The 15,407-nt window shown below is 66.7% G+C and carries 14 protein-coding genes; 13 read left to right on the forward strand and 1 reads right to left on the reverse strand.

Going from position 1 to position 15,407, the window contains the following annotated elements:
* Window positions 1-7 precede the first annotated feature (7 nt).
* From DES52_RS19885 to DES52_RS19935, 11 genes are read left to right on the forward strand one after another with little or no spacing between them, the layout of a single operon-like run.
* The gene (locus DES52_RS19885) at window positions 8-1,207 is read left to right on the forward strand and encodes a lipopolysaccharide biosynthesis protein (RefSeq protein WP_110888578.1); all 1,200 of its coding nucleotides are present in this window, start codon (window positions 8-10) and stop codon (window positions 1,205-1,207) included.
* Window positions 1,207-1,968 (forward strand): dolichyl-phosphate beta-glucosyltransferase, encoded by a 762-nt coding sequence (locus DES52_RS19890; protein ID WP_110888579.1) that lies wholly within the window; start codon window positions 1,207-1,209, stop codon window positions 1,966-1,968. Before DES52_RS19885 ends, DES52_RS19890 begins: the two co-directional genes overlap by 1 nt.
* Entirely contained in the window at window positions 1,969-3,183 is a 1,215-nt protein-coding gene (locus tag DES52_RS19895) for a glycosyltransferase (RefSeq protein ID WP_110888580.1), read from the forward strand.
* Window positions 3,184-3,186: 3 nt separating this feature from the next.
* Window positions 3,187-3,486 (forward strand): STAS domain-containing protein, encoded by a 300-nt coding sequence (locus DES52_RS19900; protein WP_110888581.1) that lies wholly within the window; start codon window positions 3,187-3,189, stop codon window positions 3,484-3,486.
* Window positions 3,487-3,489: 3 nt separating this feature from the next.
* Window positions 3,490-4,623 (forward strand): PP2C family protein-serine/threonine phosphatase, encoded by a 1,134-nt coding sequence (locus DES52_RS19905; RefSeq protein ID WP_110888582.1) that lies wholly within the window; start codon window positions 3,490-3,492, stop codon window positions 4,621-4,623.
* Window positions 4,620-5,003, forward strand: coding sequence for an ATP-binding protein (locus DES52_RS19910; protein ID WP_170131185.1), 384 nt, complete (start codon window positions 4,620-4,622; stop codon window positions 5,001-5,003). Before DES52_RS19905 ends, DES52_RS19910 begins: the two co-directional genes overlap by 4 nt.
* A complete protein-coding gene (locus DES52_RS19915; protein ID WP_110888584.1) occupies window positions 5,000-5,332 on the forward strand; it encodes an STAS domain-containing protein in 333 nt (110 codons plus the stop codon). Before DES52_RS19910 ends, DES52_RS19915 begins: the two co-directional genes overlap by 4 nt.
* A gap of 1 nt (window position 5,333) precedes the next feature.
* A complete protein-coding gene (locus DES52_RS19920; RefSeq protein ID WP_110888585.1) occupies window positions 5,334-5,696 on the forward strand; it encodes a response regulator in 363 nt (120 codons plus the stop codon).
* A gap of 60 nt (window positions 5,697-5,756) precedes the next feature.
* Window positions 5,757-8,822, forward strand: coding sequence for a 6-pyruvoyl-tetrahydropterin synthase-related protein (locus DES52_RS19925; RefSeq protein WP_146237396.1), 3,066 nt, complete (start codon window positions 5,757-5,759; stop codon window positions 8,820-8,822).
* Window positions 8,819-10,042 carry a serine/threonine-protein kinase gene (locus DES52_RS19930; RefSeq protein WP_110888587.1) on the forward strand — a complete coding sequence of 408 codons (1,224 nt, stop codon included), beginning with the start codon at window positions 8,819-8,821 and terminating at the stop codon, window positions 10,040-10,042. The genes DES52_RS19925 and DES52_RS19930 overlap by 4 nt, the downstream gene beginning before the upstream one ends.
* The gene (locus DES52_RS19935; RefSeq protein WP_110888588.1) at window positions 10,039-10,668 is read left to right on the forward strand and encodes a hypothetical protein; all 630 of its coding nucleotides are present in this window, start codon (window positions 10,039-10,041) and stop codon (window positions 10,666-10,668) included. The genes DES52_RS19930 and DES52_RS19935 overlap by 4 nt, the downstream gene beginning before the upstream one ends.
* A 4-nt stretch (window positions 10,669-10,672) precedes the next feature.
* On the opposite strand, the gene DES52_RS19940 is transcribed toward DES52_RS19935, so the two are convergent.
* Complete coding sequence (locus DES52_RS19940; protein WP_110888589.1) at window positions 10,673-11,731, reverse strand: mannose-1-phosphate guanylyltransferase; 1,059 nt, start codon at window positions 11,729-11,731, stop codon at window positions 10,673-10,675.
* 233 nt (window positions 11,732-11,964) lie between these two features.
* On the opposite strand from DES52_RS19940, the gene DES52_RS19945 reads away from it, so the two are divergent.
* Together DES52_RS19945 and DES52_RS23185 are read left to right on the forward strand one after the other, a co-directional pair.
* Entirely contained in the window at window positions 11,965-14,685 is a 2,721-nt protein-coding gene (locus DES52_RS19945) for a response regulator (RefSeq protein ID WP_146237397.1), read from the forward strand.
* A complete protein-coding gene (locus DES52_RS23185; protein WP_170131186.1) occupies window positions 14,678-15,397 on the forward strand; it encodes a response regulator in 720 nt (239 codons plus the stop codon). Before DES52_RS19945 ends, DES52_RS23185 begins: the two co-directional genes overlap by 8 nt.
* The last annotated feature ends 10 nt before the right edge of the window (window positions 15,398-15,407 follow it).

A 15,407-nucleotide genomic window follows, 5' to 3' on the forward strand; every position in this document is an offset into this window, starting at 1 on the left:
TCGAAAGGTGAGCCAAGGAGTTCGGCGGGCAGTCCAAGGCGGCGGCTTTCTCTTCGCCGCCATGATGCTCGTGAACGTCTTCAACTACGGCTACGCCGTCGTCCTCGGTCGGCTGTTCGGTCCCGTCCAGTACGGCGCCTACGCCTCGTTCACGTCCCTCTTTCTGCTTATCAGCCTGCTTCCCCTTACCTTTCAGCAAGTCGGCGCTCGCTACGCCGCGACCGGACAGAGCATCGTCGGATCGGCCGTCCGCCTCGGCTGGCTGTCGGGCACCGCGCTCGCCCTCGTCCTCGTCGGTGGCGCCTTCTGGCTCGGACCGGTCCTCAACTTGCCCGCCTTGTGGCTCGTCGCGCTCGGCATCGTCGCGCCGATCTACGTGTGGACGGGGGTGTTGAGAGGCGAAGCGCAAGGGCGACAGAACTTCCAGGGATTCGGCGTGAACATGATTTTGGAGCACGCCGTCAAAATCCTGTTGACGCCCCTTGCCTTGCTCGCCTTGCCCGGCGCGAGCGGCGCCGTGCTCGCCACGCTCGCCGCCTTGCCGTTCACCACGCTGCATCTTCGGCGCTACCATCCGGCGCGCCTAGAAGAGTCCCCGCATCGACGCGAAGCCGTGAAGTACGCGCTGCCCGTCTTGTCGAACCTCGCCGCGCAAGCCGTGATCATCAACTCGGACGTCTTGATGGTCAAGGCGTTCCTGCCCGCGCACGAAGCCGGCATCTACGCCGCCGTCGCGATTCTGGGGCGCGTCGTGTTCTACAGCTCATGGGCGGTCGGAACGGCGCTGTTTCCTTTGGTGTCGTCGCGTCAAGGTGACGGGGCATCTCCTCGCAAACTCTTGTGGATCGCGCTCGCCGTCGTCGGCGTGATCAGCGGCGGCGTCACCCTCGTGTGCGCCCTCGCCCCGCAATTCGTGCTGGGACTGCTGTTCGGCGCCGCGTACCTGGAAGGAGCGCCGCTCGTCGGGGCGTACGCGTTGTTCACGACGTTCTACGCGCTGTCGAACGTCATCAGCAATCACTACCTCGCCCTCGGCCGTCACGGTCTCGGGTACCTTCCCATCTTCGGGGCCATCGCTCAAGTCGTGCTGATCGCCTTGTTCCACGACACCCTCCAAGAAGTCATCTGGAGTCAACTCGTCGCCAAAGGAGCGCTGTTGCTACTCAGCGTCGCGGCGATCTTCATTTACGAGCGCAGGAGGAATTGATGGCCTACTCGGACTTTCTGACTTGGCGAGACAACGACCTCGACCCCGTCGACTTGTCGATCGTGATTCCCACGTACAACGAGTCGGAGCGTATTTTGCCCACGTTGGGCGCCATGGCCGTCATCGTGTCCGGCCTCGGGTACCGCTGGGAACTCATCGTGTCGGACGACGGCAGCAAGGACGGCACCGCCGACCTCGTCGAGTCGCTGGGATGGAAGAACCTGCTCGTGGTTCGGCACGCGAACACCGGCAAGGGCGGCGCCGTTCGGCGCGGCGTCTTGGCGGCGCGCGGAGGACGCGTCTTGTTCGCCGACGCCGACAACAGCACCCCGATCGAGGAGCTTCCGAGGCTCATGCAGCAACTCGACGCCGGGTACGACTTGGCGGTCGGTTCGCGCGTCGGAGAAGGCGCGAGCGAGGAAAACAAGAGCGCCGCGCGCAAGCTCGTGTCGGGAAGCTTGCGGTTGGTCACGCGCGTGCTGAGCGGCGTGACCGTTCGCGACACGCAGTGCGGCTTCAAGCTCTTCGGCCCTCGGTCGCGGCGCTTGTTCGAGTTGCAGAAGATGCAAGGCTTCTCGTTCGACCTCGAACTTTTGTACCTCGCGCACAAGCTCGGCTTGCGCGTCGCCGAGGTGCCCGTGCGTTGGTTCGACGCGCCGGGCAGCAAAGTCAACTCGGTGCAAGACAGCGTCAAGTTCCTCAAGGACATCTTCGCCGTGCGGCGGCTCGATCAGCAGGGTGCCTACGAAGGGAAGCTCTGAATGCACATCGCCCTCGTCACGGCCTACCCTCCCAGCCGAGGCAGCCTCAACGAGTACGGCTTTCACCTCGCCGCGGCCTTTCGGCGCAAGCGTGAAGTCGATCGCCTCAGCATCCTCGCCGACGAATTTCCCGAGTCCGAGAACGCCGAGTCCGATCCGTTCTACGTTCGTCGAGTGTGGCGCTTCAACGATCCCGGCAACGCCACGCGCCTCTTGACGGAACTGCGCCGCCTCAAGCCGGACGTGGTGCTGTTCAACTTGCAGTTCGCGTCGTTCGGCGATCGGCGAGTGCCCGCCGCGCTCGGTTTGCTCGCGCCGATCCTCGCGAGCCGCGCGGGCTTCCCGACCATCACGCTGCTGCACAACATCTTCGAGACCGTCGACCTCGACAAGGCGGGATTCGGTGGCAATCCCATGCTCAACGCCGTCACGCGGCTCGCGGGCCGCGTCTTCACGCGCGTGCTGCTCGGCAGCGACCTCGTGGCGTTCACGCTGCCGCGCTACGTGGAGATCATTCGGCGCGACTACGGAGCGCGCAACGTCTTTCTCGCGCCGCACGGCAGCTTCGAGACGCCCGAACCGCCCACGCCGCTTCCGAGCGATCCCGTCGTGATGGCCTTCGGGAAGTTCGGGACGTACAAGCGGGTCGAGGAGCTCGTCGAAGCGCACCGCGTCCTTCTGACGCGCGATCCGCGCGTGCACCTCGTCATCGCCGGAAGCGACTCGCCCAACGCCGCCGGGTACCTGCAGAGCGTTCGCGAACGCTACGCGGACGTGCCCAACATCACCTACACCGGGTACGTCGCCGAGGAGGACGTGCCGCGCATCTTCCGAGACAGCACCGTCGTCGCGTTTCCTTACAACAGCACGACCGGTTCGAGCGGCGTCCTGCACCAAGCCGGACAATTCGCGCGGGCGGCCGTCATGCCGAACATCGGCGACTTGCGGGACTTGATCGAGGAGGAAGGATACCGCGCGGAGTTCTTCGAGACGGGCGACGCGGCGAGCCTCGCCGAAGCGCTTTGGCGCGTCGTGTCCGACTCCGAGCACGCGCGTGAACTCGGCCTCGCCAACCACCGCGCCGCCTCGGGACTCACGCTCGACGAGGTGACCGACTGGTACGTTCTACACTTCCAGCGGTTGCTCGCCCAGCAAGCGGCGCGGCGCGACGAACGCGCGGCCGCATCGCCACGTCAAGCCGATCGCAGGAGGTGAAGCATGGACATCGAACGACGACAAGAACCGCAACGAACGATCCTGGCGCTCAAAGGGCGCTTCGACGCTCACCAAGTGCCGCGCTTCAAAGCCCAAGCGGAAGCGTTCGACGAACCGCTTCGACTGGACTTGACGCACGTGAACTTCATCGACTCCACCGCCCTCGCCGCGATCATCAACTTGTACAAGCGCGTGCGGGAAGCGGGGCACACGATGAGCATCGGCGGACTGCAAGACCCCGTGCGGGTCATATTGGAAATCACCGGACTGTACGCCATCCTTCCCATCGAGGAGGCGAGCTGATCCGTGCCCGAGAACGTGCTGCAGTCCACGATGGACGCCCTCGGCGACTGCTTCGACCAAGTCGTGTTCTTGGAGCAGGCCGTGAAGCGCGCGGTGCGGACGAACGACCTCGCGGGCCTCTCGGACCTCGTGCAAGAAGCGCAAAGCGTCATGGGCGCCCGCGGCAGCGGCCTCAACCTCGCGGGACGCTGGCTGACCCCGGTTCCCGGATGGCTGAGAAACCAGCCCAGACCGACGAGCCGCATCTTCACGCTGGACGAGGCCGACGCGCCCCAACACCTGCTCGGCGTGCCCCTGCCGGGCGGCTGGGTCGCTTTTTGGGACAAGCCGTCGGTGTTCACCGCCGGAGACGCCCGCCTCGCCGAGACGCTCGGCGAGTTGATCAGCGCGACCGAGGACGCCTTGCGAGCCCGCGCCGAACGAGTGCAGACGGCGCTCGCCGAGCACGACCGCCAAACTGCCGCGCGCATCTGGCGGCGCGTCGTTCCCGAAACCATCACGCCGCCTCGCGCGTACCGCGTCGTGTCCGTGCTACGTCCCGCACGCGAAGTCGGAGGAGACTTCCTGACCGCCACGGACGATTGGATCGTCATCGGGGACGTCAGCGGCAAAGGCGTGCCCGCCGCGATGTTCACGGGCATGTTCGTCTCGAACTTGCCGCTCGCCGTGGAGCGCGGCGACGTCGGCTCGGCCCTCGCGCGCAGTTTGCACACCTACCTCGAGGACGCCGAGATGTTCGCGACCCTCGCCGCCTTGTGCCTTCACCCCGACGGACGCTTCGAGTACCTCAGCATGGGGCATCCACCCATCTACCTGCGCCACCCCGACGGCTCCGTGGAAAGCTTCAAGGTCACGGCGCCTCCCCTCGGAACGTTTCAACTGCCGACCTACCCGATGCGAGAAGGCCGCTTCACGCCGGGCGGCCTGATGTGCCTGTACACCGACGGCTTGAGCGAAGCGGAACGAGAATCGTCCGACGGCTTGGAGCTGTTCGGACACGAGCGCATCGCCGACGTCCTGCGTGACGTCGAGACCCCGGAAGCCGCTCGGGACGCGATGACCGCCGCCTTGCAAGAATGGCGCATCACGGACGACTTCACGATGGCGTTCGTCCAGTACCGGCCGGAGGACGCATGACGGCCACGTTGCAAGTGCCCGCCGACACGGCGTTCCTCGCGCAACTCGGCGAGTTCACGCAGCGGCACTGCGCACGCAGTTCGCAAGTCGTACTGATCGACCTCGCCGTCACCGAACTCGCCACGAACGCCATTCGCCACGGGCGCGCGCGCACCCTGCGCTTGGCAGTCGACGACAGGGGAGACGAGTACTGCCTCACGTTCGAGGACGACGGCGAACCGTTCGACTCCGTCTCGGCCGAAGCTCAGCCGACGGGCGAGTTGCGAGAAGGCGGTTACGGCCTGCCCCTCGTGAGGCGCATCAGCAAAGCCATGACGTACGAACGACGAGACGGACTCAACGCCGTTCGTCTCGTCTTCGAAGCAGGAGGTTCCGTATGATCGAATGGACTCAACCGACGCCTGGCGTGGCGCACTTCACCATCACCGGACGCCTCGACGCGCACGAAGCGCCGAAACTTCGCGAAAGCTTCGAACGAGCGCGCGAAGCGGGCGCGAGCCGCTTCGAAGTGGCGATGGACCGAGTGGACTTCATGGACTCGTCCGGCTTGGCCGCCGTCGTCTCGGGACTCAAGGCCAGCCGACTCGAAGGCGGCGAGCTCATCATCGTTTCGCCCAGCCCGATGGTGCGCAAGGTGCTCGAACTCACGCTGCTCGACCAAGTCATTCCCATCGCGAACGCGGCGAGCTCCGGAGAAGGATCGAGCTGAGATGAGCCGCACGGTCCTCGTGGTGGACGACGAGGCTTACATCCGGCAGTTGATTGCCCACGTCCTGAATCGGGCGGGCTGCGTCGTGTTCGAGGCGGCCGACGGAGAGCAGGCCCTCACGGCTTTGCGCGAGCACCCCGAGACGGCCCTCGTCATCTCCGATCTCGGAATGCCTCACCTCGACGGATTCGGCTTGCTCGAACGCCTCGCGGGCGAGCAGGGACCGCCCGTCGTGATCCTCACGTCACGCGGCCAGGAAAGCGACGAGCGGCGCGCGCGCGAACTCGGCGCGGTCGGAGTGATCACCAAGCCTTTCGCGCGACAAGACCTTCTGAGAGTGATCGAAAGGCACCTCCCAACGTGAGCCCGGGCGTGTTCGTAGAATGGCGTGGCCATCGTGGGAAACGACTCACGATGGCCGACCATGCCTGATACGACACCTCCACGCTCGCTCGACTCCCCGTCCGCGGCTCGGGACGGCCCGCGCCTGCTCGCCGTCGCGCTCGTGATCGTGTTGCTCTTGCACGGCACGCTGCTCTTCGGCCAGTCGTTCGTGCGAACGTACGACGCGCTGATTCACATCTTCTTCGCGTCGCACTACGCCCAGAATTGGTTCGATCCTTGGGAGCCGCGCTGGTACACGGGCTTTTGGCTCGTCTCGTATCCGCCGTTGGCGCACTACCTCATCGCCCTCGCGAGCAAGCTCGTCGACCTCAAGACGGCCTTCGCGGTCGTGCAACTGTTCGCCTTGCTGGCGCTCACGGTCGGCGTGTACCGTTTCTCGCGCCTCGTCGTTCCGGCGCGCGCCGCCGGGTACGCGTGCGTCGCCTTGGCGTTGTCGAGTTCCATCGCCGAGACGGTGCACGTGTTCGGGCAGCTTCCGACGACCTTGTCGCTCGCGTTTTTGCTCAACGCCATTCCGTTCGGCTGGGCGTGGGTGCGCGACGGCGACAAGCGCTCGCTCGTGCGCGCCGTGCTGTGGATGGCGGCGACGACCGCCGGGCATCACGTCACCACCTTGTTCGGCAGCGTCTTCTTCACGGCGCCCACCTTGCTGATCGTGGTCCTGGCCGCCGCGCGGTGGCGCGACCTTCCGACGGGCCGACGACGCTGGACGACGGCGGCGCGTCAAGTCCTGCCGCGCGCGGCGCGCGCCGCCCTCTTCGCCGTCCTGACGGTGATGACGCTCGTCGTGGTGGTCTTGCCGTACTGGCTGTGGAGCCGCGCGGACCCCATCTCGCAAGTCCCGATTCCGCACGCCAGCCGCGAGAACTTCCTCAGCAACACCAACGCCGGACTGGTGTTTTGGCTGATTCCCTGGGCGAGCACCTTGCTGTTCTTGCCGTTCGCGTGGTCGAAGGCGCGCTCGTGGCGCTGGCCGCTCGTGGCGAGCTTGACGATGCTGTTCGTGCTCGGCACGGGCGGCACCACGCCCCTGCCTCGCTTGCTGCTGCGCGGCGCCTTCGACATCCTGACCCTCGACCGCTTCACCTTCTGGGCGACGATCCTGATTTTGCCGTTCGTCGGCCTCGCCCTCGAAAGCGTGAGCAACGGGACGTTGCGCGCGTGGTTGGCGGCCGTGCTGACGCCGCGCGGACGAGACGTCGCGCTCGCCTTGCTGCTCGTCGGCACCGTCGGCCTCGCCACGACCATCGGCAATCTCACGCGCTACCGCAAATTCCAACCCGAACCCATCGACATCAACCCCATCGTCTCGTTTCTCGACAAGGACTTGCACTGGAGGTACCGCTACCTCACCCTCGGCTTCGGCGATCAGATGGCGTGGCTGTCCGCCAACACCCGCGCGTCGACGCCCGACGGTGATTACCACTCGGCTCGGCGCCTGCCCGAGTTGACGGCGACGCCGATCGAACGCTTGGAAGGCGCGAAGTTCAGCGGCCCCGAAGGACTCGCGAGCTTGCGGCGTTTCCTGACGGTCCCCGAGAAGTACAACCTCAAGTTCGTCTTCAGCAACGACGCGTTCTACGATCCGCTGCTGTACTTCAGCGGATGGCAAAGACTCGGTACCCTCGAAAACGGCATCGCCTTGTGGGAACGCGAAGACATTCCCCCGCTGCCCGAACGCCTGGAACGCCCGGAACTGCCGCCGTATCAAGTGGCGATGTGGGGCATCCTGCCGCTCTCGGCGCCCATCTTGGCGTTCTTGTCGCTCGCCCTCGGATCGCGCGCCGTGAAGCGCGACGATCTTCTTGACGAGCCGTCCACGTCCTTGCCTTCGACCGCCGATCGAACGCCGTCCGTCGTCGTCGTCCGCCGAATTCGCGGCGGACTCCTGCTGATGCTCCTCGTCGCGGGCGGCGCCGTCGCGGTCGTCGCGTGGCGAGCGCAGCAAGCGGCCCGCTCGCCCGCCCGCGTCGTGACACGCTACTGGGACGCCTTGGACTTCCGCCGATTTGGGCAGGCGTACGGGCTCGTCGATCCTCGCGACGACCTCACCGAGGAACGCTGGCTGCTCGACTTGTCCGTGCAGGGCGGACTGCGCACGGGCTACGCGAAGCTCAGCGACATCGACGTCCAATCCGTGAGCTTCGCCGGGAAGCCCGGAGCGGTCGGCGCGCGAGCGATCGTGCAAGTACGCCTGAACTGGTTCACGGCGCTCGGAAACTTCACGGACGTCGTTCGGCACGACCTGCGCCTCACGCCCGCCGGGTGGCGCATCACGACGCGGCCCTTGCTGCAGGCGCGCCCGCCCGCCCGCTTCCTCTCGCAGCCCGACGTGGACTACGCCATCCCGCCTCGACGCTTCCAGCCCGTCGGCGTTCCCGGCGAGGACGTCTTGGACCGACCGCGTCTCGTGCTCGGCTCCGTGCGGCTCGTGAGCTTCACGCGGCCGTCCCGCGACGACAGCGGACGACAGCGGGAACTCGCCATGATCGGCACGCTCACCAACGTGGACGCGCGGCCCGCCGACACGACCGTCACGGGCGTTCTGCGCGACGAGGGTGGGCGGCTCATCGCGCGCAACAACGTGGAGACGGGCATGATCCACAAACTGCTGCCCGGCGAGACGACCCCGTTCGTGCTGCGCTTCGACGCCGTGGACGAAGTCGTCACCGAGCGCTCGGTGGCGAGCGCTAGCGTGGACGCCAAGGGCGTCGTGACGGGCCGCGACCTCTGGCGCCGACTCGGCGCTTGGACGCGTCCGAGTTCCACGAAGGCGAGCGTGACGGTCGTGAACGTCGGAACGGACGAAGCGACCATCGGGCACGTTCTCGTGGGCTTGTACGACGCGCGCGGCTTGGCGTGGGTGGAGGAGGCGTTCTTGCCAAGGGCCGTGGCGCCCGGCGATCAAGACAAGGTGCGCGTGAACGCCGACCTTCCGCCTGACTACCGCGTCGTGATGAACGTGCGGCGCAGCGTCGAAGGACTGCAGGTGGCGGACGAACCGCCCGCGCCCACGACCTTCCCGCTCGGCGACGGTCGCCGTTTCGCCGTGTGGCTGCACGACTTCGGACGGGCGGGCCGATGAAGCGACGAACGCGAACAGCCGGGATCGTCCTCGCCGCGCTCGCGTCGATCTTTGGCGCGTGTCAAAGCCGACGTGAAGTCGGCGCTCCGCCGCCCGTCGGCGCCTTGGAGGTGCGAGCGCACGTTCGCTCGGGAGCGGCGCGCGTCGTCGTGACGGGCGCCTCGCCGACGGACTTGCCGAACGGCACAGTCGTCGCGTTGGAGCTCGCCACGCCCGCCGGACCTCTCGTCGTCCGTCAAACCGCGCGAGCGGGGCGCGCCGCCTTCACCGTTCCGTATCGCCGCGCGGGTCGCCTCGTGTACCGCGTGACCGCCGGGAACACGTCGCGTCGCGGCTCGCTCGACGTCGAGGCGGGACGCGCCGTTCGCATCGACGCGCAAACGCAGCCGCGCGCGTCGCGCGTCACGGGAGAACGCCCGCCGCTGCTCGTCGCGCAAGCTCTCGACGCTTTCGGCAACGTTCCCGACCGTCCGTCGAACGTCCGCGTGTTCGCTCCCGACGGAACCCGAAGCGTTCGCGAGTTGCGCCCGACGCACCTCTTGAGCTGGACACTCCTGGAGGCGGGCGAGGACGTCGGAACGCTCGACGTGAGCGTGACGACCGACGAGGCGCGCCGCGAACTCGTCGTGGCCGACCTCACGCCCGGCCGAACGGCCGAAGTGGCGCTCGACACGCGACGACGAGCCGCGTACGCCGACGGACGCGACCGCTGGCGGCTCGACGCGCGCGACGTCCGTGACGCCCTCGGAAACGACGTCGTCGACGGCACGGCATTGACGTTTTATGCGAGCGGACCCGACGGCGTCACCTTCAGCGCCACGCTGCCCGCCGTGTCGGGCGAGCGGCCCCTCGACCTCACGCCGCCCGAGCCGGGTCGCTACACCTTCACGGTGCGGGCCGAGGACGCGTCGTCCTCCACCCTCGACCTTACCGCCCGCCCCGGCCTGGTTCGCGGGTCCTTGAGGGCGCGCCGCGAAGGACGCGTGATCGTCCTCGGTCCTCTCGTGACGACGCGAGGAGCGCGTCCGGACACGGGAACGCCGGTCAGCGTGAGCGTCCTCGCGACGAACGAGCGCGTCCTGCGCGAAGACGTGACGGCCGTCGGGAACGGCGTGGCACGCTACGAGCTGCCCGTGCTGCCGAGCGCCGCGCGCGTCGTGAGGCTCGAAGTGCTCGGGGAGCGCTTCGACGTGAGCCTGACAGGGGAGGACGGCCCGTGAAACGCGCCGCCGTGCTGCTCGGCGCCCTGCTGCTCGGCGGCGCCGTGTTCGTGCTCGGCGGTCCGAGGGCCGCGCTTCAGCGACAACTCGGCGCGACGACCCTGCGGTCGGAAGCGGACGACGTGACCGAGCAGCGACGGCTCGACCTCTCCGACATGCGCTGGACGTCCGACGAGACGCGCTTCACGTTTCCGTCCGACGCGCGGCGCGAAGAAGTGACGGCCGCTTACCGACAAGCCCTCGTCGAATTGTCGTACGCGCTCTACACGGCCGATGCGACCGGCTTGGGATCGTACTTTCGCGAAGGTGCCCTGACCGACGCGCGCCGCGCCGTCTCCAGCGGCGAGCGGCAGCAATTCGTCACGTGGAACCACGCGTTGACGTTGCGCTTCTACGCGCCGAAGGGAAACATCGCGAGCTTCACCGACCGCGCCTGCTACGCCCAGTGGTCGGGCGCGACGCCGAGGCCGCTCTCGGGGCGCCGCGAGTCCGACGTCGTCATGCGTCTCGGGGACGACGGCGTGTGGCGCGTGGATCAATGGCAAGTGCGCCGCGACACGCCGCTCGACTTGCCGAGCGGGCAGGTGACGCCCGACACCGTTCGCGGCGCGCCCTGCCCACCGTGACGCTTCAAATGAATTCGGTCAAGTCCGGGGATTCGCGCAGCTTCGCCAAGACGCTTTTGAGTTCCTGCACGCGGTCCTTGCGCGAAATCAAGGTGATGTGGCCCGTGCGGACGATCACGAGGTCTTCCAAGCCGAGCGTCACGATGAGGTCGCGCGCGTCCGTGCTGTAGATGATCGCGCCGTGCGTGTCGATGCCGACGTGCCGACCCATCACGGCGTTGCCGTCCTGCTGGGCGCCCAGCACGCGCTCCAACGCGTTCCAGTCGCCGAGGTCGTCCCACGTGAACGCCGCTCGGATCACGAGGGCTTCACGCGTCTTTTCCATCAAGGCGTAGTCGAAGCTGAGCTTCGGAAGCTGGGCGTACGCCTGCGGGCCACGTTCGAACAGCGGGTTCACGATGTCGGGAGCGTGCGCGCGAAGCTCGCGCAGGGCCACGCCCGCGCGCATCACGAAGACGCCGCTGTTCCACAAGTACCGTCCGCTGTCGACGAATTCCTGGGCGGTCTCCGCGTTCGGCTTTTCGGTGAACCGCGCGACGCGCGCGCCGTCCCATTGTTCCCATCCCGCGAGGCTCTCGCCCGCCTCGATGTAGCCGTAACCCGTTGCCGGGTACTGAGGCGGAATGCCGAGGGTCACGATGCCGTCTCGCTCGCCTGCGAGCTGGACCGCCGCGCGAATGCTGCGTTCGAAGCCCGACGGATCGCCGATCCAGTGATCGGCCGGGAAGAAGCCCAAGATGACGTCCTCGCCGCCTTGCCGCACGGCTTCGGTGACCGCGTACGCGATGGCGGGTCCCGTGTCCCGCCCCTCGGGCTCGATGATCAAGTGATGGGCGGGCAAGTTCGGCAAGTGTTGGAGCACGTCCTCCAGCCAAGCGCGCGCCGTCACCACCCACAGGCCGTCCCAACCGTCCGCGATGCTCGTGAGGCGCGCGGCCGTCGCTTGCAGCAAGCTCTGACCGTCGAGGAGTTGCAGGAACTGCTTGGGTGAACTGCTCCGACTCGCGGGCCAAAGGCGTTCGCCTTTGCCGCCCGCGAGGATGATCGGGAAAAACTGAGCCACACGCCCTCCTCGACTCGATGAAGTCTGGCCGAAGTTTAACCTCGAATCGTCGGCGATTCGGACGCGATGAATTCATGCGCTTTGAAGCTCATCTTTCCCATTGATTCATACAGCGTAAGTTTTTTGCCAACACGTTTCATTGTGAAGAAGGACTCGCCAGAATCTCGGACCTGCTACCCCAAGGTTCGTCTTTGACGACGAACCTAGAACACGAGCAAGGAGACGCCGCCGACATGTCGCAATTCCCACCATCCCCTTCGAGCTTCTCGGACGCCGAGCGGCACGTGGCGGAGCGGCCTACGCACACGACGTCGTTGCGCTCGCACCTGCTGCGCCCCTTGTGGTTTCCGCTGCTGCTGCTCTTGATGATCATGGCCACGGTCACCTGGTCGGTTCTGAGAAACGCCCAGTTCGCAAGGCGCGTGCACACCTCGCAAGCGAGCCTGACCCTCGCCGAGAACATACTGAACGACGTGATCGACCTCGAGACGGGGGAACGCGGCTACGTCATCACGCGTGACCCGCGATTTCTCGAACCGTACAACGCCGCGAAGCAGCGGCTTCCCGAGCATTTCAAGGCGTTGCGCGACACCATCGGCGAAGTGGACTCAGGGCTCGCGCAGCGCCGCACGCAGCAAATCCAGACCCTCGAACGCCTCGTGCGCGAATGGGAGCAGCGAGGCGGCGGCTTGATCCTGCGCATCGTGGATGTCGATCCGGCGCGCGCGGTGCAGCTCGTGAAGGAGCAGCGCGGCAAGCGCATCGTCGACGAGATTCGCCGAACGATCAGCGCGTACCGACAAGACGAACTCGTCCGACAGGAAGCCGACACGCGAGCGAGCAACGGCGCCTTGCGAAGCGCGCTCGTGGTGACGGTGCTCGGCGTGCTCGTCGCGGCCCTGTTGCTGCTGATCTTCTTTTTGAGAACGGCGGCGGGCGTCTCGGAAGCCTTGGGGCGCTTGTCTCAGGCCACGTCCCGCATCGCGGGCGGCGACTTGGACGCCGCCGTCGAATCGCACGACATCACGGAATTGGCGGTCCTCGCCGGGAACTTCAACGTGATGTCGCACGAGCTTCAACGCAAGAACCGCGAGCGTGACGCCTCGCTCGCCCGCATCGCCGCGAGCGAAGCTCGCACGCACGCCCTCATCAACGCGGTGCCCGACATTCTGATGAGCGTCGACGAGACGGGCACGATCCGCACCTTCAAACCGCCCGCCGACGTCGACAACCCCGAGTGGGTGAACGCCATGGTCGGCCATCGTCTGCGCGACGTCCTGCCGCCGCACGTCGCCGACGCGTTGAGGCGCGGCGTGCAGGAAAGTTTGCGCGGCCGAAAGGTGGCCCGTTCCGAGTTCACGATGGACATGGCCGCCGTGACGCCCGACGCGCCCGCCATTCAAGACTTCGAGGCTCGCTTCGTTCCCGTGTCGTCGCGAGAATCCCTCGTCATCGCCCGTGACATCACGGAACGCAAGAAGGTCGAGCGCCTCAAGAACGAGTTCGTCTCCACCGTGAGCCACGAACTGCGCACGCCCCTCACGTCGATTCGCGGCTCGCTCAGCCTTCTGGCAAGCGGCGTGCAGGGCGAACTGCCCGCCCGCAGCAAGAAGCTCGTGGAAATCGCCTTGAACAACAGCGAGCGGCTCGTGCGGCTCATCAACGACATCCTCGACATCGAAAAGATCGAGTCCGGAAAAGTCGAGTTCAAGGACGCTCCCGTGGAAATCTCCGCGCTTTTGCAGCGCGCCGCCGACGACAACCGCGCGTTCTCGCAGCAATTCGGCGTCGAATTGGGCGTCGAACCCGGACCGGACGTGCGCGTGATCGGCGACGAGGACCGCTTGCTGCAAGTCCTCACGAACTTGATCTCCAACGCCTCGAAGTTCTCGCCGCGAGGCAGCGAGGTGACGATTTCTCGTGTCGTGCAAGACGGACGCGTGCGAATCTCGGTGCGAGACCGCGGCCCGGGCATTCCCGCGGAGTTCCGCCCGCACATCTTCGGGCGGTTCGCGCAAGCTGATTCCTCGGCGACGCGCCAGCAAGGCGGTACGGGACTGGGACTGAGCATCAGCAAGGCCATCGTGGAACGTCACGGCGGGCGTCTGTTCTTCGAGGACCATCCGGAAGGCGGTACCGTGTTCGCGTTCGAACTTCCCGTCGCGCCGTCCGCTCCTACGGAGATCCCGATTCCGTCCACGGCGCGGCGGCTCTTGGTGTGCGAAGACGACCATGACGTCGCGTACCTCCTGCAGCTCATCTTGCGTCAAGGCGGCTTCGAATCGGACATCGCCTACAGCGCCGAGGAAGCCGAAGCGCGGCTCGTCGAGCGTCCGTACGACGCCTTGGTCCTCGACTTGCTGCTTCCCAACCGAGACGGCTTGTCGTTCATCCGACAGTTGCGGCACCAACCTCAAACCTCGGAGATGCCCATCATCGTGGTGTCGGCCATCGCCGACGAACGTCGCGGCCTGCTCAACGGAGACGCGATCGCGGTCGTGGACTGGATCAACAAGCCCGTCGATCACAACCGCTTGCTGTCCGCCGTGAAATTGGCCGGAAAACGCACGGGCGGGCGCGCTCCGCAAGTCCTGCACGTCGAGGACGACACGGACGTGCGGCTCGTCGTGCAGGAACTGCTTCAGGAGGTGGCCGAAGTCAAGGGAGCGGGCAGCATCGCCGAAGCGTCCGCGATGCTGCGCTCGCAGTCCTTCGACCTCGTCCTTCTCGACGTGACCTTGCCCGACGGCAACGGCTTGGAGCTGCTCGCCCAAGTGCGCGAGACGCACCCGCCCGTGCCCGTCCTCGTCTTCTCGGCGAGCGACCTCGATCGCTCCAGCTTGGAGCACGTCGCGGCGACGCTCGTGAAGTCACGAACGTCCAACGATCAACTTCTCGGAACCATCAAAGCTTTGCTCGATCCCGCCGCTCTGCCCGGAGGCTCTCATGATTGACGCGCCGAGCCGCATTCTGCTCGCCGAAGACGATCCCGACATTCAAGCCATCGCCCAGATCGCCTTGGAGGACGTCGGCGGCTTTCAAGTCCACTTGTGCGCCTCGGGCGCCGAGGCCTTGGCGCAGTTCGCCGACTTCGCGCCCGACCTCGTGATGCTGGACGTGATGATGCCCGGCATGACCGGACCCGACACGCTCAAGGCGCTGCGGGAACTGCCCGGCGGACGCGACGTGCCCGTCGTGTTCATGACCGCGCGCGTGCAGGCGTCCGAAGTGCAGGCGTACCTGGATCTCGGCGCGATCGGGGTGATTCCCAAGCCGTTCGAGCCCATGACCCTCGCCGAGGACGTGCGCGCCCTGCTGCACGATCACTCGGCGAACACGGAGGCGCGGGAGGACGACGAGTTCGAAGCCCTCGTGCGCGCTCAAGGCGAGCAGTTCCGCCAGCAGTTGCCCGAACGCCTCGCGCGGATACGCACGGTCTTCGAGCGCGTGCGGCGCGGCGAGACCGAACCTCGCGCCCTCTCGCTCGAAGCGCACGCGCTCTCCGGAACGAGCGGCACCTTGCAGTTCACGCGAATCGCCGAGATCGCCGCGCGCATCGAACGCGATCCCTCCTTGGCGGACGCCACCTTGCACGGGCAGGACGTCGCCCGGCTCGACGCCCTCGTCGCGGAGCTCGAAGCGGCCATCGGGGAGGCGGCACGATGAACGCGTTCGC

Source organism: Deinococcus yavapaiensis KR-236 (assembly GCF_003217515.1).
GTDB classification, from domain to species: domain Bacteria; phylum Deinococcota; class Deinococci; order Deinococcales; family Deinococcaceae; genus Deinococcus_A; species Deinococcus_A yavapaiensis.